We start from the raw sequence: 21,129 nt of genomic DNA on the forward strand, positions 1-21,129 counted from the left end.
AGCAGCATCCCGAACGAGGAGCTCGAGCAGTGACCATGACCCCTTCCCGTAGGGCCGTTTTGACGGGCCTTTCCGCCACGCTTTTGACCGCATCTTGTGGTCTTCCGCGCTCCGGCCCCAACAAGCGCGAGCTCTTCGCAGGCTCCGTGATGCGCCAGGGCGATGCGTTCGTCGTCAAGGTGAACGACTTCGTCACCCGCGCAACTGCCGTGCAACCGGCGCTCGGCTTTACCTCCAGTTTCATCAATGCCGGTCAGATCGGCTCCGACACGATCCGTCCGGGCGATACGCTTTCGCTGACGATCTGGGAGAACGTCGATGACGGGCTGCTCGCCAGCAAGGGCGCCAACGCGACCCAGCTGCAAGAGGTGCAGGTCGATGGCGCGGGCTTCATCTTCGTTCCCTATGCGGGCCGCATCAAAGCCGCGGGCAACACGCCCGACGGGCTGCGCCGCATCATCACCACCAAGCTCGACGCGCAAACGCCGGACCCGCAGGTTCTCGTGACCCGCGTGGCCGGCGATGGCGCGACGGTTTCGGTCATGGGCGCGATCAACGGTCAAGGCGTCTACCCGATCGAGCGGCCCACCCGGACGCTTTCGGCGATGATCGCCAAGGCGGGCGGCGTATCGATCCCCCCCGAGGTCGCCAAGATCACCGTGACGCGCGGCGGCATGTCGGGCTCGATCTGGCTCAAGGATCTCTACGAGAACCCCAAGATGGACATCGCGCTGCGCAATGGCGACGTGATCCTCGTCGAGAAGGACCAGCGCGCCTTCACCTCGCTCGGCGCGACCGGCAAGCAGGCCCGCGTGCCCTTCGAGACCCAGACGCTTTCGGCGCTGGAGGCCATCGCGACGGTGGGCGGCTTGCAGTCGAACCTCGCCGATCCGACCGGCGTCTTCGTGCTGCGCAACGAGCCAGCCGATATCGCGATGAAGGTGCTTGGCCGCACCGACCTGGTCGGCGATCAGCGCATGATCTACGTGCTCGACCTGACCCAGCCCAACGGCATGTTCATGGCGCGCGATTTCGCAATCCGCGACGGCGACACGGTCTACGTCACCGAGGCGCCCTTCGTGCAGTGGCAGAAGACGCTCTCGGCGCTAACCCAGCCGCTGGGCACGGTGAACACGCTCAATACGCTCGCCGGGAACTGATGCCCCGCGACAATGACCACAAGGCCGCCGGGGCGATCCCCCGGCGGCTTTTTTTCTACAATGGCGGGGTGCTGCGCCAGAAGCGCCTGCGGGAGATTTTGCGGGCAGCGGACCATGCGCCGCGCTTCGGCCTGCCCGGCCCCGACGATGGCGTGATGGTCTGGGGCCGCTCGCCCTATGCGGCGCGTGGTGAGGCGGTGGCCGCCAAGCGCGGCGTACCGCTGATCCGGGTGGAGGACGCGTTTCTGCGTTCGATCCACTCGGGTCGAACCGGCGCGCCACCTTTGGGCCTGATCCTCGACCCGATGGGCGTCCATTTCGACAGCGCCCAGCCCTCGCGGCTCGAACATCTCCTTGCGACCGAGCCGCTCGACGATAGCGCCGTCTTGCAGCGGGCCCGCGACGGGATTGCCCGGCTGAAAGCCTCGGAGCTTTCGAAATACAACGATTTCGACCCGGACCTGCCCGTCCCCGATCCAGGCTATGTTCTGGTGATCGACCAGACGCGGGACGATGGCTCGATCACCCATGGCGGGGCGACGGCGGCCACGTTCCGCGAAATGCTGGCCTATGCGCGGATCGAAAACCCCGGTGCGCGCATCCTGATCAAGACCCATCCCGAAACCCGCGCCGGGTTGCGGGGCGGCCATTACGGGCCGGAAGACTGCGACGCGAATTCCGAGATTTACGACGCGCCGGTCTCGCCATGGAAGCTGCTCGAAGGCGCGATCGCGGTCTACACCGTGTCGTCGCTCATGGGCTACGAGGCGATCCTCGCAGGCCACAAGCCGCGCGTTTTCGGCCAACCGTTCTATGGGGGCTGGGGGCTCACGCAGGACGAAAACCCCGTACGCCGCAGATCGCGCAGCCTGACCCGCGCGCAGATTTTCGCGGTGTCGCATATCCTCGCGCCGATCTGGTTCGATCCCTGCCGCAAGCGCCTGTGCAGCTTCGAGGAGGCGGTGGATCAGCTCGAGGCCGAAACCCGCGCCTATCGCGAGGATCGGCAGGGCTATGTCGCGGGCGGCATGTCGCTGTGGAAACGCCCGCATCTGCGGAAATTCTTCGGGCGGCACGAGTCGCTGCGGTTCAGCGAGACACCCGACCCGACGCGGCCCTTTCTTTACTGGGCCACGCGCGAGGCCCCAGACGACGACCGCGACCCTATCCGCGTCGAAGACGGGTTTCTGCGCTCACGCGGCCTCGGCGCCGAACTCGTCCCGCCGCTCTCGTTGATCGCGGATCGCACTGGCATCTTCTACGACCCGACCCATCCCAGTGATCTGGAGGCGTTGATCGCGCGGCCTCTGCCGCCGGGCGGCGAGGTGCGGGTGCGCAAGCTCATCCAACGGATCACGACTGAGGGCCTGACGAAATACAATCTCGGCGGCGCGCTTCCCGACCTGCCCCAAGGCCATAAGATCCTCGTGCCCGGCCAGGTCGAAGACGATGCCTCAATCCGCCTCGGCGCGGGGGAGACTTGCACAAATGCGATGCTTCTGGAGAGAACCCGGGCCGAGAACCCCGATTCAGTTATCCTTTTCAAACCTCACCCCGATGTCGTCGCTGGTCTGCGTCCCGGCGTCGTACCCGATGAAGTGGCGAAGACATATGCCGATCTGATCCTGCCCGAGACCAACACCGCTGCGCTGATCGACGCGGTGGACGAGGTCTGGACGATGACTTCCGGCCTCGGCTTCGAGGCTCTCTTGCGCGGCAAGGCTGTCACCACCCTCGGGGCGCCCTTCTATGCCGGCTGGGGGCTCACACGCGATCTCGGGCCTGTTCCGGCGCGCAGAGCGGCGCGCCCCGATCTGCTGCAGCTCACCCATGCCGCGCTGATCGCCTATCCGCGCTATCTCGACCCGGTCAGCGGGTTGCCCTGCCCGGTCGAGGTCGCGCTGGATCGCCTGAGCGAGGGCCGCACCCTACCCCGGGGCCCGCTCAACCGGATCGGCGCGAAGCTGCAAGGCGTGTTCGCGTCCTACGCGTGGCTCTGGCGCCGCCAGCGGTGAAGCAGGTCGTCGCCGATGGGGCGGCTTTCGACCAGCGTGTAGCGCGGCGCAGAGGCCAGCGCACTAAGCCCCACATCGCCGACCCCGGCGCGACCATCCGCGCCCAGCACCATGCCCGCCGTGAAGCCGATCAGCTCGTCCACCAGCCCGGCATTGATCAGAGAGGCCGCGAACTTACCGCCGCCCTCGCAGAACACGCGGGTCAGGCCGAACCCGGCCAGAGCCTCCATCAGCGCCAGCGGATCGAGACCGCCGCCAACTGTCTCGGCCACCTCGATCAGCTCCGCGCCCACTTCGCGCCAGTAATCTTTCGCTTCATCGGGAGCATCAGCCCCATGGATCAGCCAGAGCGGCGCGACGTCCAGCGACCCGGCAAGCCGCTTGCGCGGCAAATCCAGCATCGCCGATGCCACGATCCGCAGAGGTTGGCGCAGCGGCTTGAAGCTGCGCACGGTCAGCAGCGGATCGTCGGCCCGCGCGGTCCCGCCGCCCACCATGACCGCGTCGAATTCAGCGCGCATCGCATGGACCAGCGCGCGCGACTGCGGCCCGGTGATCCATTGGCTCTCGCCGGTCGAGGTCGCAATGCGCCCGTCAAAACTGCTCGCAAGCTTCAGCGCAAGCCACGGCCGCGCGCGGGTCACGCGGCTGAGGAACCCCGCCTGCAGATCGCGCGCCTCCGCCTCCATCAGCCCGGTCTCCACCTCGATCCCGGCCTCGCGCAGCATCGCATGACCGCCGCCCGAGACCCGCGGATCGGGGTCTTCCATCGCCGAGACGACCCGCGCCACCCCGGCCTCGCTCAGCGCCATCGCGCAGGGCGGCGTCTTGCCGTAATGGGCGCAGGGTTCCAGCGTGACATAGGCCGTGGCGCCACGCGCCGCCTCCCCCGCCTGTGCGAGCGCACGCACCTCCGCATGGGGCCGTCCGCCCGGCTGGGTCCAGCCGCGTCCGACGACGCGACCCTCTTTCACGATCACGCAGCCGACGGCCGGGTTCGGCCAGACATTGCCAAGGCCCCGGCGCGCAAGCGTCAGGGCCATCGACATGAACCGCCGGTCGTTCTGGGTCACTCGGGGTCGCCCGCCCCCGGCGGACGCAATTCGGAGACGAACTTGTCGAAGTCGTCCGCTTCCTGGAAGTTCTTGTAAACGCTGGCGAACCGGACGTAGCCGACCGTGTCGATCCGTGCGAGCGTCTCCATCACGATCTCGCCGATCACCTTCGAGGAGATGTCGGTCTCGCCCATGCTTTCCAGACGCCGAACGATGCCGGAGATCATCTGGTCGATCCGCTCGGGTTCGACCGGGCGTTTCTGCATCGCGATCCGGATCGAGCGTTCGAGCTTGTCGCGATCGAAATCCTCACGCTTGCCGGAGGTCTTGATCACCACGAGGTCGCGCAGCTGGACGCGTTCGTAAGTGGTGAAACGACCGCCGCAGGCCGGGCAGAACCGACGTCGCCGGATCGCGACGTGATCTTCCGCCGGACGGCTATCTTTCACCTGAGTATCGACATTTCCGCAAAATGGGCAGCGCATTCGCTTTCCCCCGTTCGTTGTCCCGCCTCACGATAGGGTCTGCATGCCCCTCTTATCCACAAGACCTTAGCCTAGCGTCGATGGTTTGGGTAGGAAAAATCTTTCGACCCCAGATGTGGCGGTTGCCTGTGGCGAATGAGACTCAGCGCAGGAGCGCCATGACCTCGCGGCGATGCGCTCGACTGCGATGTTCGAAAAGGTAAATTCCTTGCCACGTTCCGAGCGCCATACGCCCCGAAATGACAGGAATCTGCAAGCTGACCGGCAGAAGCGCCGATTTGATATGGGCCGGCATATCGTCCGGCCCCTCATAGGTATGGGTCAGGTAGGACATGCTGGGATCGGTCGTGGGCGGCACGAGCCGATGGAAGAATTCCTTCAGATCGGTGCGCACTTCCGGGTCGGCATTTTCCTGGATCGCGAGACTGGCCGAGGTGTGACGGATGAAAAGCGTGAGCAACGCCTCCTCCGCATCGGCGCCCGCGACCCAAGCCGCCACGTCACGCGTGAACTCGTATAGACCCGGGCCCGATGTTGCGATCTCGAACCGGCGATGCATCAGCTTTTCGGCGCGGGACGCGCCTCGGACCGATCCGTCGCGACGATCGCGAGGCATTCGGGGTTGATGTCCATGATCTTGCGCTCTTTCGCCCACACCGCATCGGTCTGCGCGCCGCTTAGCCCGCGCTTGACCATGGCCTTGGGTTGCGGCGTGCCGTCACCTACCCCGGAGATCACCGAATAGGTGCCGCCTGCCTCTTCCTGTACGTAGAGGAAACAGGTGCCCGCCTGATCCATGCGCGGCGTGCCCGATTGCATCGTGCCGACCTGACAGGCAGCGAGAACGAGAGGGGCGAGCAAGACAGGCGCAAATTTAAACATGGTATCTCCGGTTATTGGGTCGCCTCAATTTGGACCGCCGCAAGACGACAGGCAACGCCTTTTGCCCAAGCGCGCCACACGAATTAGGCCGCCACTACGCGTGGGAAACCTCGTCACTCTGGAACTGCGCGAGCAGGTAACTGAAACCGTAGCCGCAGGCGATGGAGGCGAAGGTGATCTCACCGCCATCTTCGATCAAGCCGAGAAGCCATGAGAGCGGAGCGCCCTCGAACACGCTATGGATTGCGTCAAACCCCACTCCACAGACGATGAGACCGAAGATCGAAGCAGAAAAGCGAAGCACATAGAGGCGCTGCTCCGGCGCCCCGAAGCGATAAGCGAGCCACAGAAGTGCGACCACGATGACACCCTGCCCCGCAAGATAGACGAGCTCTCCGATCGCCTGCGCGGCATGGGGATCGGAGACGATTTGCGCAAACGCCCCTTCTCTCAAAAACCGGCCCGCATGCTCATGCAACTGCTTGCTGTCATCGGCAAGCAGAATGGCGAAGACAGCGAATATGACTACGCTGACCGCATTGGGCTTCTTCAGAAACGACGCGATCATGAACACCATGATCGACGTCCATTTGAAGAACCCGAAACTCTCGGAAAAGCTGATGTCGAGGCCGATATCGAACCGCCAGAACTGCCGGGCGATCAGCCCGTCGCCCTGATTGAGGCCAAAGACCTGATAAGCGATAAAAACAGCCAGCAGCACTGAATCCACTAAAAGCAAAGCGAACAGAAACTTTCGCGTCAACTCATCATTAAATGGCTTCAGTAGGGCTGGCGCGTAATTGCGCAGCCGCATTTAACTCTCCCCCACCGAACACCCCAACTGTCCGTAGGGTGACAGTAACACGATCAGGGGAATTGCAAACTTTCCAGCAACTTGAGCGACGAAAAAGCCGTTCCAACTCCCGAAATGCTCAAGAAATGTGCGAAATATGCTGTTTTAGGGGCCGCCGCCTTGACGCAGCAATGCAAGCGGACCGCCCTCCGTCACGGCACGTGAACGAGACCGTTCATCTTGCAGCCCAGCGGAGCAAGATCGGCTTCGACCGCGGCTTTATGCGCGTTGAATTCGACGTTATGCGCGTCGATCGCCTCTTGGCTCGGGGCGTGGCCACTCTCGCGCTGCGCCGTGGTTTTCGCCTCCAGACGCGCAGCCTCTTCCTGATGATCGCTGGCGAAGACGGCCTTGGCCTTCTCCCAATTCTCGGCGATCTCGTCCTGGCTCTCCCCTTCGCAGGTGAAGAGATAGACCAGCTTGGCGGGCTTGTCGGGAATGTAGAATTGCGCGCGCTCGGCGGCGCTGGCGGACCCAGCGACCAGAAGGGCTACAGCCACAAACGTAGTGAAGACTTTCATGCTCCCCTCCCCGGATGACATGAAAACGCCCCCGAAACCGGGGGCGTCCTGATCGAATGCTATTACTGGTCGAGGAACGAACGCATCTTGCGCGACCGGCTCGGGTGCTTGAGCTTGCGCAGCGCCTTCGCCTCGATCTGACGGATACGTTCGCGGGTGACCGAGAACTGCTGCCCCACCTCTTCGAGCGTGTGGTCGGTGTTCATGCCGATACCGAAGCGCATCCGTAGAACCCGCTCCTCGCGCGGGGTGAGCGAGGCCAGAACCCGCGTCGTCGTCTCCTTCAGGTTCTCCTGAATGGCGGAGTCGAGCGGCAGAACGGCGTTCTTGTCCTCGATGAAATCGCCAAGCTGGCTGTCTTCCTCGTCGCCGATCGGCGTCTCGAGCGAGATCGGCTCCTTGGCGATCTTCATCACCTTGCGGACCTTCTCGAGCGGCATCTGCAGCTTGTCGGCCAGTTCTTCCGGCGTCGGCTCGCGGCCGATCTCGTGGAGCATCTGGCGACCGGTGCGGACCAGCTTGTTGATCGTCTCGATCATGTGGACCGGGATACGGATGGTGCGCGCCTGATCCGCGATCGAGCGGGTGATCGCCTGACGGATCCACCACGTCGCATAGGTCGAGAACTTGTAGCCGCGGCGATACTCGAACTTATCCACGGCCTTCATGAGGCCTATATTGCCTTCCTGAATGAGATCGAGGAATTGCAGGCCGCGGTTGGTGTATTTCTTCGCGATCGAGATCACGAGACGCAGGTTCGCCTCGACCATCTCTTTCTTGGCCTGACGGGCTTCCTTTTCGCCCTTCTGGACCTGCTGGACGATGCGGCGGAATTCGGAAATATCGACGCCGACATACTGTCCGACCTGAGCCATCTCCCCGCGCAGCTCTTCCACCTTGTCGGCGGAACGCTCGAACAGGGACTGCCAAGCGCGGCCCGACTTCGCCTGCATCCGCTCGGACCAGCTGGGGTCCAGTTCGTAGCCGCGATACTCTTCGATGAACTCACGACGGTTGATGCGCGCCTGATCGGCGAGCTTCACCATGCCGCTGTCGATCGACATGATCTTGCGGTTGATGCCGTAGAGCTGGTCGATCAGCGCTTCGATCCGGTTGTTGTGCAGGTGAAGCGAGTTCACCAGCTCGACGATCTCGGAGCGCAGCTTCTGATAGGCGGCTTCCTCGGTGACAGAGAAGGAGCCATCCTCGTTCAGCGTCGCCGACATCCGCAGGTCCTGCATTTCGGCAAGCTGAGCATAGTCGCGCGCGATCAGTTCGAGCGTCTCGAGAACACGCGGCTTCAGCGCGGCTTCCATCGCGGCGAGCGAAAGGTTCGCGCCTTCGTCCTCGTCGTCATCGTCGGATTGAATCGGGTTGCCGTCCGCGTCGAGCTCGGGCTCCGAATTGCCGCTATCTTCGGATTTCTTGCTGCCCTCTGTCGTCGTCTCGGCTCCGACGGTGGGCGGTGCGATCTCTTCTTCTTCGCCTTCGACCCCTTCGAGCGAGTTGCCGAAGGTGGTCTCGAGGTCGATCACGTCGCGCAGAAGAATTTCTTCGTTGAGAAGTTCGTCGCGCCAGATCGTGATCGCCTGGAAGGTCAGCGGGCTCTCGCAGAGCCCCGCGATCATCGTGTTGCGGCCAGCCTCGATGCGCTTGGCGATCGCGATTTCGCCCTCGCGCGACAGCAGCTCGACCGAGCCCATCTCACGCAGATACATCCGCACCGGGTCATCGGTACGATCGAGCGTTTCCGAGCTGGTGGTCGAGACCGCGACTTCGCGCGACCCCGAAGCCGTCGTCGCGACTTCGCCGCCCTGGCTGCTGCTTTCTTCCTCATCGGCCTCTTCGGCTTCGATGACGTTGATGCCCATTTCGGAGAGCATCGACATGACATCTTCGATCTGGTCCCCGGAGACCTGATCTTGCGGCATCACCTTGTTGAGCTGGTCATAGGTAATGAACCCGCGTTCCTTCGCCTCGGCGATCATCCGCTTCACGGCGGCCTGACTCATATCGAAGGACGTCGCGTCGTCGCTCGGGGTGTCGGATTTATTGTCGTCGATGTCTTTGGCGGCCATGTGGGCTCCTCGGTCAGGGCTTGGTTGGGCTCAAGCTATGACGAAAGCGAATCATATCTCGTCTGTGTATCGAATCGCGGCGGCGAATCACAGGGGCGCGAGGGCTGTGGACAGAAAGTTGATTCTGAATGTGTCCGCAACAATTCGCTTTTCCGTAATCCGTTGGCCCGCAGCCATCCGGCTCAATGTTTCTTACGCCAGATTTCCCCGTCGATCATGGCCTGAAGCGTCGCGGACAGCGCCGCTTGATCTTCGCCCATATCGGAGGAGTCCTCCAGTTTCGATCTCTCTGCGCGATGGCGAAGCGATGCTGCTTGCGCCAGACGCCATGTCACGCCTTCGTCGGCAAGCCCCGCCAGATCCTCCATCGCATCGGCGACCTCTTCGCGCACGGCGCGAGCGGCGTCCAGCTTGGCCAGTTCCTCGGTCAGGCACATCCGCGCCAAATCGAGGTTCTCAGCGTTGCGAACCGGAGGGGCAGAGCGCAAATGGGGCAGGTTCAACAGTTTTTCAAGGTCGGCCGCCATTTCCGCGTAAAGGTTTTTCGCGATTTCCGGGGCGGGCGCGGCGACATGGGCGAGCATCCGGTGCCGCAGCTGATCATGCGTCGCGTCGCGCAGCGGCACGGCCTCCAGTTCCGCTTCGAATTCCGCGATCAGCGCCGGGTGGGTGACGCAGATGCCGAGGATCATCGCCTCGCGCAAATGCTCGGCCACGTCGCTCGGCGCGGTCGCCAGAAGCGAGGAGCGCGTCTCGGGCAAGGCCGGCGGCGGCGCACCGAAGCGGCCCTTGCCGCGCTTGCCGCCGGGGCCAAAACCGCCCGGCGTGAAGCCCCCGCGGGATCCTTGCGCGCCGCCCTGTGGGCCAGCCTGCGGACCGGTGCCGAACAGCTCCCAGCGCAGGCGTTTGATCTCGTCCCCGTAATGGCCACGAATCGACGGATCCTGAATGCGCGCAATCGCGGCGCGCAGGCTCTTGTCCAGGGCCGCCCGGCGCTCGGGACTGTCGAAGACTCTCCCCTCGGTCTCGCGTTGCCACAGCAGCGAGACCATCGGCTTTGCCTCGGCGAGGATCGTCTCCATCGCCTCGCGGCCCTGCTTGCGGATCACGTCATCCGGGTCGAGCCCCGGCGGCATGATCGCGAAACGCACGCCCTTCCCCGCCTCCAAGAGCGGCAGCGCGAGATCGATCACCCGCAGCGCCGCACGCAGGCCCGCCGTGTCGCCATCGAGCGCGATGATCGGCTCGTCATGGATGCGCCACATCAGGCGTAGCTGATCTTCGGTGATCGCGGTCCCGAGCGGTGCGACCGCCCCGCCGAAGCCGCCCTCGACCATAGCGATCACATCCATATAGCCTTCGCAGACCACAAGCGGCGCGCCCTTGCCGCAGGCTTCGCGCGCGGGACCGTGGTTATAAAGCGAGCGTCCCTTGTCGAAGAGCGCGGTCTCGGGCGAGTTCAGGTATTTCGCCGGATCGTTCGGATCCATTGCCCGGCCGCCAAAGGCGATGCAGCGCCCGCGCGGATCGCGGATCGGGAAGATGATACGGTTGCGGAAGACGTCGAAGGGTTCGCGCCCCTTCTGGCTGTCCTTCGCAAGCCCGGCGCCCTTGATCAGCTCGTCGGAAATCCCCTTCGCCTTGAGCGCATCGCGCAGGCCCTGCCAGCCGGGCGGGGCAAAGCCGATCTCGAAGCGGTCGATGGCGGGTTTGTTCAGGCTGCGCCCGGCCAGATAGTCGCGCGCGGCGCTCCCGGCCTGCGTATTCAGATGGAGGCGGAAATACTTCACCGCCTCTTCCATCACGTTGGCCAGCTCGGTGCGCAGATCGGCCTTCTCCTGCGCCATCGGATCGCGCGCAGGCATCTGCATCCCGGCCTCACGGGCGAGGATTTCCACCGCCTCCATGAAGCTCACATTCTCGGTCTCGCGCACGAAGCTCAGCGCGTCGCCCTTCGCGTGACAGCCGAAGCAGTAGTAATAGCCCTTGCGGTCATCGACATGGAACGAGGCCGATTTTTCCTGATGGAAGGGGCACGGCGCCCACATGTCGCCCTTGGCCTGGTTCGACTTGCGCATGTCCCAAATGACCTTGCGCCCCACGACCTGAGCGATCGAGGAACGGCTGCGCAATTCGTCGAGAAATCCGGGTGGCAGGCTCATGCTCTCTATATTGTCTCCATGCGCGGCAGAGTCGAGAGGACCCGCGGAGCTACCCACAGCTTTCGGCCTCGCGCGCGCCGAGAACTTCGCGTCAGCCGAAGGTGAGAAATCCGCCTCTTGCGGCGAGTTAACCTAGTTTAAACGACTCAGTCTCTAAGACGGCACCCAGCGTCAGAAGCCCCTCAGATTGGTGGTCGATTGGGAAACTATCTCACACACACCGCGGCATTCCACATTTAAAGCACAACAATTCCATGAAGTTAGACAAGGTTTTGCCTTAATTTCGCCTCAGGAATTATGCAGTTTCATCCGGTGATTTTTTGCGAGTTTTCTCCGCTGGCGGCGAGGCCATGGGACAAGGAGAAGGAGGTCGGGGATGAGGGACAAAACCGAACAAAACGGCTTGGCACGCCGTATCGAAGCCGCGCGCGCCCGAATGGGGCGGTTCGCGCAGGATGAGGATGGAGCGGTTTTCATCTTCAGCCTGCAGGTTTTGATCGTGCTGATGGTCATTGGCGGCATTGCGATTGATTTCGTCCGCCAAGACGAACGCCGTACGCTTATCCAAAGTTCGCTCGACCGAGCCGCGCTCGCCGCGGCCAATCTGGATCAGACGCTCGATCCCGCGACCGTGGCGAAAGACTACCTCTCCACCAGCGGCCTCGACTATCTCAATATCGAGCCCGTGGTCGAAGAGGGCCAGCAGAAGGAATACCGCCGCGTATCGATGACCGCGCAGGATGACATGCCGACGATCTTCGGTGACCTGATCGGCTTCGGCGTCGATTCCTTCCGCTCCAACACCGCAGCCAAAGCCGAGGAATCGATCGGCAATGTCGAGATTTCAATGGTTCTCGACGTCTCCGGCTCTATGGGTCAAACGGATTCCGGCTCCTATTACGGCGAGACGAAGATCGCCTCGCTACGCGATGCCGCGACGAATTTCACCAACAAGATGTTCGACAACGTTCAGCCTCCGGGCGCGCCGGCCGGTCGCCTATCGATCTCGATCGTACCGTACAATCAGCAGGTCTCGCTCGGCCCGGCTCTGGCCTCGGTCTACAACCTGTCGTCCGATCACAGCTACAACACCTGCGCAGACGTGCAGCTTCAGGGGTTCAACAGCGTGAGCCTGCCGACCACTGGCCTGCAGCGCACCATGTATGGCTGGAGCTATGATTTCATCGGCCAAAACATGTATGTCCGGAAATACCTCAGCAACTCCGGCGAGAACTGCTACGATCACAGCTATTCCGACGTCATGGCCTTCGAGGACAACCAGAACGACGTCGTGAACAAGATTGCGTCGTTGCGTGCAGGAGGTGACACAGCGATCGACATCGGCGCTCGCTGGGGCTTCGCGCTGCTCGACCCTTCGGCCAAACCGGTCTCGGCTGCCCTGGTCCAAAACGGGACGATCTCCGCTGATGTGGACGACCGCCCCCTGCCCTATCCCGCGACCGGTCAGAGCATCGACGAACGCTCGATGAAGGTGATGATCCTGATGACCGACGGTCAGAACACACGCACCTTCTCGACGCGGATGCAGTATCGGACGGGCGGTTCCGGCCTGTTCTCTGTCGATAGTTCGACGGCCTTCAATGACGACAGCACGACCATGTCGAAAATGTACTGGTTCTCGCAAGACCGCGCAGATCAGGGAGAGAAGCCCTACTACTCCTTCGCCGATCGCAACTGGTACGCACCGGAGGACATCGGCACCTACACGACCACGAGGGAATGCCACAAAGAGCTCAAATACAACTGGAGATACGGCTACTACTGGGACACTGTCTGCGAGGACGTGCCTCAGTTCGAGCATCGCGACCTGCATGCGATCGACTGGCGCACCGTCTGGAGCAAAGGATGGACGCTGCAATATGTGATCCAGACCTTCCTTCTGCCGCCGCGCCAGCGCCTAGACCCGCAGGAATCCGTGGCTTCGATCTATGACGAGATGGCTATCTCCTCGATGTTCTCGGAGAAGGACAAGAACTTGCACGACGTGTGCCAGGCCGGGAAAAGCAAAGATATCATCGTCTTCACCGTGGCCGTGGATGCACCGCAGAGCGGCAAGACCGCGCTCGCCGATTGCAGTTCGGGTCCGAGCTACCAGTATGACGTCGACTCCGCCAATCTCGCGGATGCGTTTTCCTCGATCGCGACGCAGATCTCTACCCTGCGCCTGACGAACTGACCGGAGAGCGCAGAGCATGGCACTGAGGCTGACACATAAACGAGCCTTCCTGAAGGCGGAGGACGGGGCGGTGACGATCCCCGCCCTGCTCTGGATCGTGTTCCTGATCTTCTTCATGTTCGCCGGCATCGAGCTGGGCGTGATCTTCATCAAGCAGACCCTGCTGACCCGCGCGACCGAAGCCACGAGCCGGATCATCCGCATCGGGAACTACTCCAGCATCGACGAGAAAACGCTGCGCCACGAAATCTGCAAACAGGCGGGCTTCTTCGGGAGCAGCTGCATGAACCGGGTTTCGGTCGAGATGTTTCAGGTCGACAAGACGAACTGGACCTCCTCGATCGCCAATCACCCGGTGCGCTGCGAGGATTTCTCGGACGTAACCAAGCCACCGCCCGCCGGCACGCTGGAATCCGCCGCCCCGGATCAACTGATCCTCGTGCGGGTCTGCCTGCGCGAAAAGCCGATGCTGCTGGAAGATTTCATCGCACAAGCCTTCCTCGAAGCATCGCCGGTCGGCGCGGATGGCGATTATGCCTTGGTGGCAACGACCGCGATCGTGATCGAACCGGCGGTCGCCTCTGCTGCAGGAGGGACCTGAGCGATGGTCATGGCAAAGATGCGCAATTTACTCCGCCGCCTCCGCGACGACGAGACCGGATCCATCCCGATCGAAGGGCTGATGGCCTTCATCATGCTGTCGGGCTGGCTGATCCTGTCGATCGAAATGTATGATGTGTTTAAAATTCGCGGCGCCGCGACACGGGCCAATGTAACGGTCTCGGACCTGATCTCGCGCGAACGGGATCCAATCGGTCCGAAATTCGTCGCAGGCATCAAACAGGTCTACGATTTTGCGACCGGCAATAGCGACCCGTCGCGTAGCTGGATGCGTGTGACCTTGGTAAGCTGTTGGGACGATCCGCTTGATCTGGGACACGCCTGCAACGATCCCACCGAAGGCAGCGACGCAAAAAAGGTGAAGCTGGACGATTCCTACGCGACCGGTCTGGCGCAAAGCTACACGCAGGAGGCGCTCGATCTCGAGGCGGATCGCATTCCGGTCCTCGCGGCGGGCGATCAGGCGCTCATCGTGGAGACCTCCTACGCTTATGACCTCCCCTTCAAGCTTTCTGAAGCGTACAAGGCCTATCTGACGTCAATCGGCGAGGATCCGACCAAGCATTTCGTCGGCTTCCACGACGCGATCTCGTTCGACAATTTCATCGTCACCCGCCCCCGCGTCGCACGTCTGACGTGGAGCGACGCAGATTGAGCGGCAGCGCGAACGCCGCGCTCAGCCGTGATCGCGCCAGCGATTGACGATCGGATAACGGCGATCCAGCCAGAACGCCTTGCTCGACAGGCGCGTGCCCGGCGCGGACTGGTGGCGCTTCCATTCCGAGATATAGAGCAGATGCTCGACCTTCTTGATCGTCTCGCGCTCGTAGCCTTCGGCCACGAGATCGGCGACCGAGGCGTCGCGCTCCACCAGACCTTCGAGGATGCCATCGAGCACCGGATAGGGCGGCAGGCTGTCCTCGTCCTTCTGGTCGGGGCGTAGCTCCGCAGACGGCGGCTTGTCGATGATCTCGCGCGGGATCACCTCGCCTTCCGGACCCTTCATCCAGTCGCGGTAATTCGTATTGCGCCAGCGGCAGGTCTCGAAAACGCGGGTCTTGTAGAGATCCTTGATCGGATTGTAGCCGCCCGCCATGTCGCCATAGATCGTCGCATAGCCCACGGCCATCTCGGATTTGTTGCCGGTGGTCAGAAGCATTTCGCCGAACTTGTTCGACAGCGCCATCAGCATCACACCGCGCAGGCGCGACTGGATGTTTTCCTCGGTTACGTCGGGCTCGGTGCCCTCCATCAGATGGGCGAGCGCCTCCGAGACCGCATCGCGCGCCCCGTCGATACGCACCGTGTCGAGACGCATCCCCTGCCGCTTTGCCAGATCGGCCGCGTGATCGAGCGAGCCCTGCGAAGTGTATTCCGAGGGCAGCATCACGCAATGCACGGCCTCCGGCCCCAGCGCATCCGCCGCGATCGTCGCGACCAGCGCGGAGTCGATCCCGCCCGACAGGCCGAGCACGACCTTGGAAAACCCAGACTTGCGCAGGTAATCGCCAAGGCTTTCGACCATGGCGCGGTAATCCTGCTCCCATTCGGAAGGCTGCGGATCGTCGCGACCCGCGATGCAGACCCAGCCCTCGCCATCACGCTCGAAATCGACATGGTCGATGATATCGTCGAAAGGCGCGAATTGCGCGGCCAGTTGCCCGTGACGGTTCAGCACGAAGCTAGCCCCGTCGAAGACCTGATCGTCCTGCCCACCGACCGAGTTGAGATAGGCGAGCGGCAGCCCGGTCTCGACCACGCGCGCGACCATATGTGTCATCCGCACGTCGAGCTTGCCCCGGTGATAGGGCGAGCCGTTCGGCACGATCAGGATCTCTGCCCCGGTCTCGGCCAGCGTCTCGGCCACATCCGGGTGCCACGCATCCTCGCAGATCGGGGTACCGACCCGCACGCCGTTGATCGCATAGGGCCCCGAGATCTGACCGGTGTCGTAGATGCGATACTCGTCGAAAATCCCGTGATGCGGCAGATCGTGTTTCAGCATCCGCGCGACCAGCGCGCCGTCTTTCCAGACCCAATAGGCGTTATACTGCCCCTGCTCGGTCCAGTAGGGCCCGCCGATGCCCAGCGCCGGACCATCGGTGATCCGCGCGCCCAGCGCCTCCATCGCGGCGACCGCGTCGCGCACGAAAGCGGGCTTCGCGATCAGGTCCTGCGTCTGGTAGCCGGTCAGGAACATCTCGGGCAGCACGACCATGTCGGCGCCCGCGCGCTTGCCCTCTTCCCAAGCGGCGAAGGCCTTCTCGGCATTGGCCTCCAGCGCGCCCACGGTGGGGTTGAGCTGGGCCATGGTGAGGCGGAAACGATCGGCCATAAGCGTCCTCGGGGCTGTTATCGCCCTCTCATTTAGCAGAAAACGCTGGGGTGAAAAGGGGATGGCTGCCCTGCATTTGCCGCCCCTTCCCTTCCGCGCCCCCGACACGGACCGCCCTGCCCGCTTGTCAGGCTACCCCCACGCAATTAACCTTTCCCCAAGCACGGCAGAGCGCGAATCCACGCGCTCGCGAGACCGGAGCACAGGCAGCACCATCAGGGGGCACGCATGGCAGGCGCGCAGCTTCGCATCGCGACATTGGCAGTTCTGATCGGCTGGACCGCGCAGATCGCGCCGGCGCAAGAGGTCATCACCAAGCAATACGATGACGGCGGCCTCTACGAGGGCACCTTCACCGATGGCAAGCAGGACGGCTATGGCAGCTACAAGCTTCCTTCGGGCTACGAATACGAAGGCCAATGGGTGATGGGCGAGATCAAGGGCAAGGGCCGCGCGCGCTTCCCCAACGGCTCGATCTACGAGGGCGAGTTCGACAACGGCAAACCCAACGGCAAGGGCAAGATCACCTTCGCCGATGGCGGCACCTATGAGGGCGACTGGCTCAACGGTCAGATCACCGGCACCGGCACCGCGCATTACGCCAACGGCTCGGTCTATGAGGGCCAGTTCCGCAACGCGATGCATGACGGCAAGGGCACCTTGGAGAGCGCGAACGGCTATCGCTACGAGGGCGACTGGCTGGGCGGCGTCAAGCAGGGCAACGGCAAGATCACCTATCCCGATGGCTCCACCTATGAGGGCCAGATGGCGCATGGCCAGCGCGACGGCACCGGCACGCTGACGATGGCGGACGGGCTGACCTATGTCGGCGACTGGAAGGCTGGCCAGATGAACGGTCGCGGCAAGCTGACCCAACCCAATGGCGATGTCTACGAGGGCCAGATGGTCAACGGCAAGCGCCACGGCGCGGGCAAGGTCACCTATGCCAATGGCGACACCTATGAGGGGGACTTCCTGCTCGACAAGCGCCACGGCACCGGCACGTTCCGCGGCAAGGACGGCTATGTCTATACCGGCCAATGGAAGGAAGGCCGCATCGAAGGTCAGGGCAAGGTGCAGTACCCCGACGGCTCGGTCTACGAGGGCAGTTTCAAGAACGACCTGCCCGACGGTCAGGGCAAGATCACCTATCCCGATGGCTCCAGCTACGAGGGCGGCTGGGCGCATGGCGTCATTCAGGGCACCGGCACCGCGCGCTACGCGAACGGGCTCGTCTATGAGGGCGAGTTCAAGAACGCGCGCAATGACGGCAAGGGCAAGATGACCTACCCGGACGGCTACAGCTACGAGGGCGACTGGGTGAACGGGCAGCGCGAAGGTCAGGGCACCGCGCGCTATGCTGATGGCACGACCTATGAGGGCGCCTTCAAGAACGGCCAGCGCGACGGGACCGGCAAGCTGACCATGCCCGATGGTTTCACCTATGAGGGCGAGTGGCGCAACGGCGCAATCGACGGGCAAGGCCGCGCGACCTATGCCAATGGCGACACCTATGTGGGCAGCTTCTCGAATGGCAAACGCGAGGGGCAAGGCACGATGACCTATGCCTCCGGCACGGTGGCGAGCGGCGAATGGTCGAATGACAAGCTGCAGGACACCAGCGCGCCTGCCACCCAGCCGACGCCCGATGCCAGCGCGGAGACCCCGCCTGCCCCGGCGAACGAACCGGCCACGGCGGAGCCGTCCGCGAACTGATCGAAGTTACTGGGCAGGCGCGCTACAGCGCCTCGCCTTTGTCGAGCTTTGCGAACACCGCCTCCGCTGTCTTCAGCTTGGCGTCGCGAGTCTCTTTCTTCTGCTTGTCCCAGTTGCGATAGACGAGCCCCATGCGCGGATTGCCCTCGAAGCGCTCCCGGTGCCGATCAAGGAAATGCCAGTAGAGGCTGTTGAACGGGCAAGCCTTCTCGCCGTCCTTCGCCTTCACATCATAGGCGCAGCCCGCGCAGTAATCCGACATCCTGTCGATATAAGCGCCCGAGGAAATGTAAGGCTTCGAGGCCACCACCCCACCATCCGCGAACTGGCTCATCCCCGCCGTGTTCGGCGCCTCCACCCATTCATAGGCGTCGATATAGACGGCGAGATACCAGTCCTGCACTTGGCGCGGATCGATCCCGGCCAGCAGCGCGAAATTGCCCGTGACCATCAGACGCTGGATGTGATGGGCATAGGCCAGATCGCGGGTCTGCCCGATCGCGGCCTTCATGCAGGCCATCTCCGTCTCGCCCGACCAGTAGAACCACGGCAGGTCGCGCTTGTGGTGCAGCGCATTCCGCGAGGTATACTCCGGCCCCTCGCGGAAATAGATCCCACGCATATATTCGCGCCAGCCGAGGATTTGCCGGATGAACCCTTCCACCGAATTGATCGGCGCATCGCCTGCCTTGTAGGCCTCTTCGGCGGCCTTGCAGACCTCCAGCGGCGAGAGCAGCCCGAGATTGATGCTCGACGACAGGGTCGAGTGATGCAGCAGCCGGTCCTCGGCCAGCATCGCATCCTGATAGGTGCCGAAATCGCGCAGATTATGGGCGATGAAATGCTCCAGCGCGCGTTCGGCCTGCGCGCGGCTGACCGGCCAGTTGAATTCGTCGAGCGATCCGAAATTGTTCGGGAATTCCGCCTCGACCATCTCGAGCACCTCCTGCACCAGCGCATCCTTGCGGAAGGTCGGCGCGGGCTCTCGGAACAGGTCGGGCTGGGCGGGCTTTCGGTTCTCCTTGTCGAAGTTCCACTCACCACCTGCCGGATCGTCGCCCTCCATCAAGAGCCCCGTCTCGCGGCGCATCTCGCGGTAAAACCACTCCATCCGCAGCTCCTTGCGCCCCTCGGCCCACTCCGCGAAACGTTTCTCGGAGCAGATGAAGCGGTCGTCGGGCAATTGGCGGATCTTGAGCGGCGCGCTCTCGAAGGCCTGACGCAAGCGCCATTCGCCGGGGACGAGCGTCACCACCTCCTCGGCCCCCTCTTCCTCGGCGCGGCGCGCGAATTCGCCCACTAGCGAGCCTGCGTTGTCGTCGTCGGTCAGCTTCGTATAGCGAACCTGCCAGCCGTCGCGCTCCAACTCGTCGGCGAAGCGGCGCATCGCGGCGAAGGTCAGCGCCAGCTTCTGCTTGTGATGGCCGGTATAGGTCGCTTCCTCGCGCACCTCGGCCATGACAACCACATCCGCGCTTTTGTCGCCGCAGCGCAAAGCCGCGCCGTCATGGCTCAGCTGGTCGCCCAGCACCGCGATCAGCTTAGTCATAGATCATCTTTCGGGTCATGCCGCCGTCGACGACCAGCACCTGCCCCGTCACGAAGCCCGCGTCAGCGAGGTAGAGGACGGCCTCGGCAATGTCTTTCGGCGCGCCGACCCGGCCCACGGGATGCTGCGCGTGATCCTCTTCGCTCAGGGCCTCGCCGCTCGAATTGATCCAGCCGGGCGCAATCGCGTTGACCCTAACGTCTGGCCCGAGGCTCACCGCCATTGCGTGGGTCAGCGAGGTGACGCCGCCCTTCGCCGCCGCATAGGCAAACGTGTCAGGCTCGGATTGCAGCGCGCGGGTCGAGGCCATGTTGACCACTGCCCCCTGCCCCTTGCGCAAGGCGGGCAGAGCCTCGCGCGTCATCAGGAACGTGCCGGTCAGATGCGGGTCGATCCACCTATGCCACGCCTCCAGCGTCAGTTCCTCCAGCGGTCCGCATTCGGGATTGGCTGGCCCGCCATTATTCACCAAGAGATCGAGCGCCTCGAACCCGGCGTCGGCCACGGCCGAGCGGATGTCGGCTTCGCTCCCCAGATCGCAGCAGATCGCCTGCAAGCCTTCGCGCGCCTCCAGCGGGTCGATATCCAGATCGAGCGCCGCGACCTGCCAGCCGCGATCCAGCAGCGCCTCGGTGATCGCGCGGCCGATCCCGCGCGCGGAGCCGGTGACGATGGCGTTTCGGGTTACCATGGGATCTCCTTGCCTGCGTAATCGTAAAACCCGCCCGATTGCGCGGGGGTCAGCCCGTCCAGCACATCCAGCAACCGGCGCGCGGCGTCTTCCGGGGCGAGCTTGTCGCGCGGGTAATCGGCGGTAAAGGGGGTGTCGACCGTGCCGGGATGCAGCGCCGCGACCACGAGCTGCTTGTGAGAGCGCCCCAGTTCGATCGCCGCGCCGTGCAGCACCTGGTTCAGCGCCGCTTTCGAGGTCCGATAGCTATACCAGCCGCCCAAGCCGTTATCCCCGATCGAGCCGACCCGCGCCGAGAGCGCCGCAAACCGTGCGGGCTGGTCGCGGGGCAACAGGCGGGCGGCGTGTTTCAGCACCAGCGCCGGGCCCATCGCATTCACGGCGAACTGGGTCTGCAATTCCTCGGGCGTCAGATGCGACAGCGCCTTTTCCGGCGTGCCAAGTGCGCCCGAGGCCACGAAGATCAGATTGACCGGCCCCTCGATCTCGCGCAAACCCGCCTCGACCGAACGCTCATCCGTCACATCGAATCCATCGCGCGACCGCGACAACCCCTTCACCGCGAAGCCGCGCGCTTCCAACTCGGCCCGGATCGCCGAACCGATCCCGCCCGTATCTCCGATCACGATTGCCTGACCCGCCACTGTCGCCTCCGTCATATGCGCCCAAAGGCTACGCGCCCCCGCCGCGAGCGGTTCCTTTTTTGCTTTTCATTTATCACTTGGCGCCTATAGTGCCCCTCATGACACGGGTTAAGCATATTCAACTCACCGCAGCCGGGGCTCTCGCCCAAGGCGCGATGCCCCGTG

General features: G+C 63.4%; 18 protein-coding genes. 6 read left to right on the forward strand and 12 right to left on the reverse strand.

Translation table 11 applies throughout. From position 1 onward, the window contains the following. The first annotated feature begins 35 nt into the window (after positions 1-35). Together BMI86_RS13890 and BMI86_RS13895 are read left to right on the forward strand one after the other, a co-directional pair. Complete coding sequence (locus tag BMI86_RS13890) at positions 36-1,160, forward strand: polysaccharide biosynthesis/export family protein (RefSeq protein WP_078541929.1); 1,125 nt, start codon at positions 36-38, stop codon at positions 1,158-1,160. Beyond that, positions 1,160-3,175, forward strand: coding sequence for a capsular polysaccharide biosynthesis protein (locus BMI86_RS13895; protein WP_078541930.1), 2,016 nt, complete (start codon positions 1,160-1,162; stop codon positions 3,173-3,175). The genes BMI86_RS13890 and BMI86_RS13895 overlap by 1 nt, the downstream gene beginning before the upstream one ends. Here BMI86_RS13895 and ribD read toward each other — a convergent pair. From ribD to dnaG, 8 genes are all read right to left on the reverse strand, one after another. Then, complete coding sequence (gene ribD / locus BMI86_RS13900; protein ID WP_078541931.1) at positions 3,145-4,248, reverse strand: bifunctional diaminohydroxyphosphoribosylaminopyrimidine deaminase/5-amino-6-(5-phosphoribosylamino)uracil reductase RibD; 1,104 nt, start codon at positions 4,246-4,248, stop codon at positions 3,145-3,147. The two genes, BMI86_RS13895 and ribD, sit on opposite strands and share 31 nt — an antisense overlap. Continuing rightward, complete coding sequence (nrdR, locus tag BMI86_RS13905) at positions 4,245-4,715, reverse strand: transcriptional regulator NrdR (RefSeq protein ID WP_075774214.1); 471 nt, start codon at positions 4,713-4,715, stop codon at positions 4,245-4,247. The genes ribD and nrdR overlap by 4 nt, the downstream gene beginning before the upstream one ends. Before the next feature lie 142 nt (positions 4,716-4,857). Beyond that, the gene (locus BMI86_RS13910) at positions 4,858-5,274 is read right to left on the reverse strand and encodes a secondary thiamine-phosphate synthase enzyme YjbQ (RefSeq protein WP_078541932.1); all 417 of its coding nucleotides are present in this window, start codon (positions 5,272-5,274) and stop codon (positions 4,858-4,860) included. Then, on the reverse strand, positions 5,274-5,597 hold the full coding sequence (locus BMI86_RS13915; RefSeq protein ID WP_078541933.1) for a hypothetical protein: 324 nt from the start codon (positions 5,595-5,597) through the stop codon (positions 5,274-5,276). Before BMI86_RS13915 ends, BMI86_RS13910 begins: the two co-directional genes overlap by 1 nt. Positions 5,598-5,691: 94 nt before the next feature. Next, positions 5,692-6,411, reverse strand: coding sequence for a hypothetical protein (locus BMI86_RS13920; protein WP_078541934.1), 720 nt, complete (start codon positions 6,409-6,411; stop codon positions 5,692-5,694). A gap of 191 nt (positions 6,412-6,602) precedes the next feature. Continuing rightward, positions 6,603-6,971, reverse strand: coding sequence for a hypothetical protein (locus BMI86_RS13925; protein WP_078541935.1), 369 nt, complete (start codon positions 6,969-6,971; stop codon positions 6,603-6,605). Between the two features lie 62 nt (positions 6,972-7,033). Next, positions 7,034-9,049, reverse strand: a complete 2,016-nt coding sequence (gene rpoD, locus BMI86_RS13930; RefSeq protein ID WP_078541936.1) for an RNA polymerase sigma factor RpoD — start codon at positions 9,047-9,049, stop codon at positions 7,034-7,036. A 182-nt stretch (positions 9,050-9,231) separates the two neighbouring features. Further along, on the reverse strand, positions 9,232-11,211 hold the full coding sequence (gene dnaG / locus BMI86_RS13935) for a DNA primase (RefSeq protein ID WP_078541937.1): 1,980 nt from the start codon (positions 11,209-11,211) through the stop codon (positions 9,232-9,234). 376 nt (positions 11,212-11,587) lie between these two features. Here dnaG and BMI86_RS13940 point away from each other — a divergent pair, with 376 nt between their 5' ends. Genes BMI86_RS13940 through BMI86_RS13950 form a run of 3 tightly spaced genes read left to right on the forward strand, consistent with a single transcriptional unit; the run spans position 11,588 to position 14,684 of the window. Beyond that, a complete protein-coding gene (locus BMI86_RS13940; protein WP_078541938.1) occupies positions 11,588-13,408 on the forward strand; it encodes a TadE/TadG family type IV pilus assembly protein in 1,821 nt (606 codons plus the stop codon). Positions 13,409-13,424: 16 nt separating this feature from the next. Further along, a complete protein-coding gene (locus BMI86_RS13945; RefSeq protein WP_078541939.1) occupies positions 13,425-14,009 on the forward strand; it encodes a hypothetical protein in 585 nt (194 codons plus the stop codon). Between the two features lie 18 nt (positions 14,010-14,027). Further along, positions 14,028-14,684 (forward strand): hypothetical protein, encoded by a 657-nt coding sequence (locus BMI86_RS13950; RefSeq protein WP_143593819.1) that lies wholly within the window; start codon positions 14,028-14,030, stop codon positions 14,682-14,684. A gap of 21 nt (positions 14,685-14,705) precedes the next feature. Here BMI86_RS13950 and BMI86_RS13955 read toward each other — a convergent pair whose 3' ends face one another. Further along, entirely contained in the window at positions 14,706-16,364 is a 1,659-nt protein-coding gene (locus BMI86_RS13955) for an NAD+ synthase (protein WP_078541940.1), read from the reverse strand. A 228-nt stretch (positions 16,365-16,592) separates the two neighbouring features. On the opposite strand from BMI86_RS13955, the gene BMI86_RS13960 reads away from it, so the two are divergent. After that, on the forward strand, positions 16,593-18,080 hold the full coding sequence (locus BMI86_RS13960; protein ID WP_078541941.1) for a 2-isopropylmalate synthase: 1,488 nt from the start codon (positions 16,593-16,595) through the stop codon (positions 18,078-18,080). A gap of 22 nt (positions 18,081-18,102) precedes the next feature. Here BMI86_RS13960 and BMI86_RS13965 read toward each other — a convergent pair whose 3' ends face one another. Genes BMI86_RS13965 through BMI86_RS13975 form a run of 3 tightly spaced genes read right to left on the reverse strand, consistent with a single transcriptional unit; the run spans position 18,103 to position 20,979 of the window. Further along, positions 18,103-19,629 (reverse strand): cryptochrome/photolyase family protein, encoded by a 1,527-nt coding sequence (locus BMI86_RS13965; RefSeq protein WP_078541942.1) that lies wholly within the window; start codon positions 19,627-19,629, stop codon positions 18,103-18,105. Continuing rightward, positions 19,622-20,320 carry an SDR family oxidoreductase gene (locus BMI86_RS13970; RefSeq protein ID WP_078541943.1) on the reverse strand — a complete coding sequence of 233 codons (699 nt, stop codon included), beginning with the start codon at positions 20,318-20,320 and terminating at the stop codon, positions 19,622-19,624. The genes BMI86_RS13965 and BMI86_RS13970 overlap by 8 nt, the downstream gene beginning before the upstream one ends. Further along, the gene (locus tag BMI86_RS13975) at positions 20,314-20,979 is read right to left on the reverse strand and encodes an SDR family NAD(P)-dependent oxidoreductase (protein WP_078541944.1); all 666 of its coding nucleotides are present in this window, start codon (positions 20,977-20,979) and stop codon (positions 20,314-20,316) included. Before BMI86_RS13975 ends, BMI86_RS13970 begins: the two co-directional genes overlap by 7 nt. Between the last annotated feature and the right edge of the window lie 150 nt (positions 20,980-21,129).

The sequence above is a fragment of the Thioclava sp. DLFJ5-1 genome (genome assembly GCF_002020115.1).
Classification (GTDB): domain Bacteria; phylum Pseudomonadota; class Alphaproteobacteria; order Rhodobacterales; family Rhodobacteraceae; genus Thioclava; species Thioclava sediminum.

Coding starts and splice junctions, on each gene's coding strand:
- BMI86_RS13955 (WP_078541940.1), bottom strand. CDS start 16,364: ATGGCCGATCGTTTCCGCCTCACCATGGCCCAGCTCAACCCCACCGTG.
- BMI86_RS13965 (WP_078541942.1), bottom strand. CDS start 19,629: ATGACTAAGCTGATCGCGGTGCTGGGCGACCAGCTGAGCCATGACGGC.
- BMI86_RS13915 (WP_078541933.1), bottom strand. CDS start 5,597: ATGTTTAAATTTGCGCCTGTCTTGCTCGCCCCTCTCGTTCTCGCTGCC.
- rpoD (WP_078541936.1), bottom strand. CDS start 9,049: ATGGCCGCCAAAGACATCGACGACAATAAATCCGACACCCCGAGCGAC.
- BMI86_RS13970 (WP_078541943.1), bottom strand. CDS start 20,320: ATGGTAACCCGAAACGCCATCGTCACCGGCTCCGCGCGCGGGATCGGC.
- BMI86_RS13975 (WP_078541944.1), bottom strand. CDS start 20,979: ATGACGGAGGCGACAGTGGCGGGTCAGGCAATCGTGATCGGAGATACG.
- BMI86_RS13920 (WP_078541934.1), bottom strand. CDS start 6,411: ATGCGGCTGCGCAATTACGCGCCAGCCCTACTGAAGCCATTTAATGAT.
- BMI86_RS13940 (WP_078541938.1), top strand. CDS start 11,588: ATGAGGGACAAAACCGAACAAAACGGCTTGGCACGCCGTATCGAAGCC.
- nrdR (WP_075774214.1), bottom strand. CDS start 4,715: ATGCGCTGCCCATTTTGCGGAAATGTCGATACTCAGGTGAAAGATAGC.
- BMI86_RS13910 (WP_078541932.1), bottom strand. CDS start 5,274: ATGCATCGCCGGTTCGAGATCGCAACATCGGGCCCGGGTCTATACGAG.
- BMI86_RS13950 (WP_143593819.1), top strand. CDS start 14,028: ATGCGCAATTTACTCCGCCGCCTCCGCGACGACGAGACCGGATCCATC.
- BMI86_RS13895 (WP_078541930.1), top strand. CDS start 1,160: ATGCCCCGCGACAATGACCACAAGGCCGCCGGGGCGATCCCCCGGCGG.
- dnaG (WP_078541937.1), bottom strand. CDS start 11,211: ATGAGCCTGCCACCCGGATTTCTCGACGAATTGCGCAGCCGTTCCTCG.
- BMI86_RS13945 (WP_078541939.1), top strand. CDS start 13,425: ATGGCACTGAGGCTGACACATAAACGAGCCTTCCTGAAGGCGGAGGAC.
- BMI86_RS13890 (WP_078541929.1), top strand. CDS start 36: ATGACCCCTTCCCGTAGGGCCGTTTTGACGGGCCTTTCCGCCACGCTT.
- BMI86_RS13925 (WP_078541935.1), bottom strand. CDS start 6,971: ATGAAAGTCTTCACTACGTTTGTGGCTGTAGCCCTTCTGGTCGCTGGG.
- BMI86_RS13960 (WP_078541941.1), top strand. CDS start 16,593: ATGGCAGGCGCGCAGCTTCGCATCGCGACATTGGCAGTTCTGATCGGC.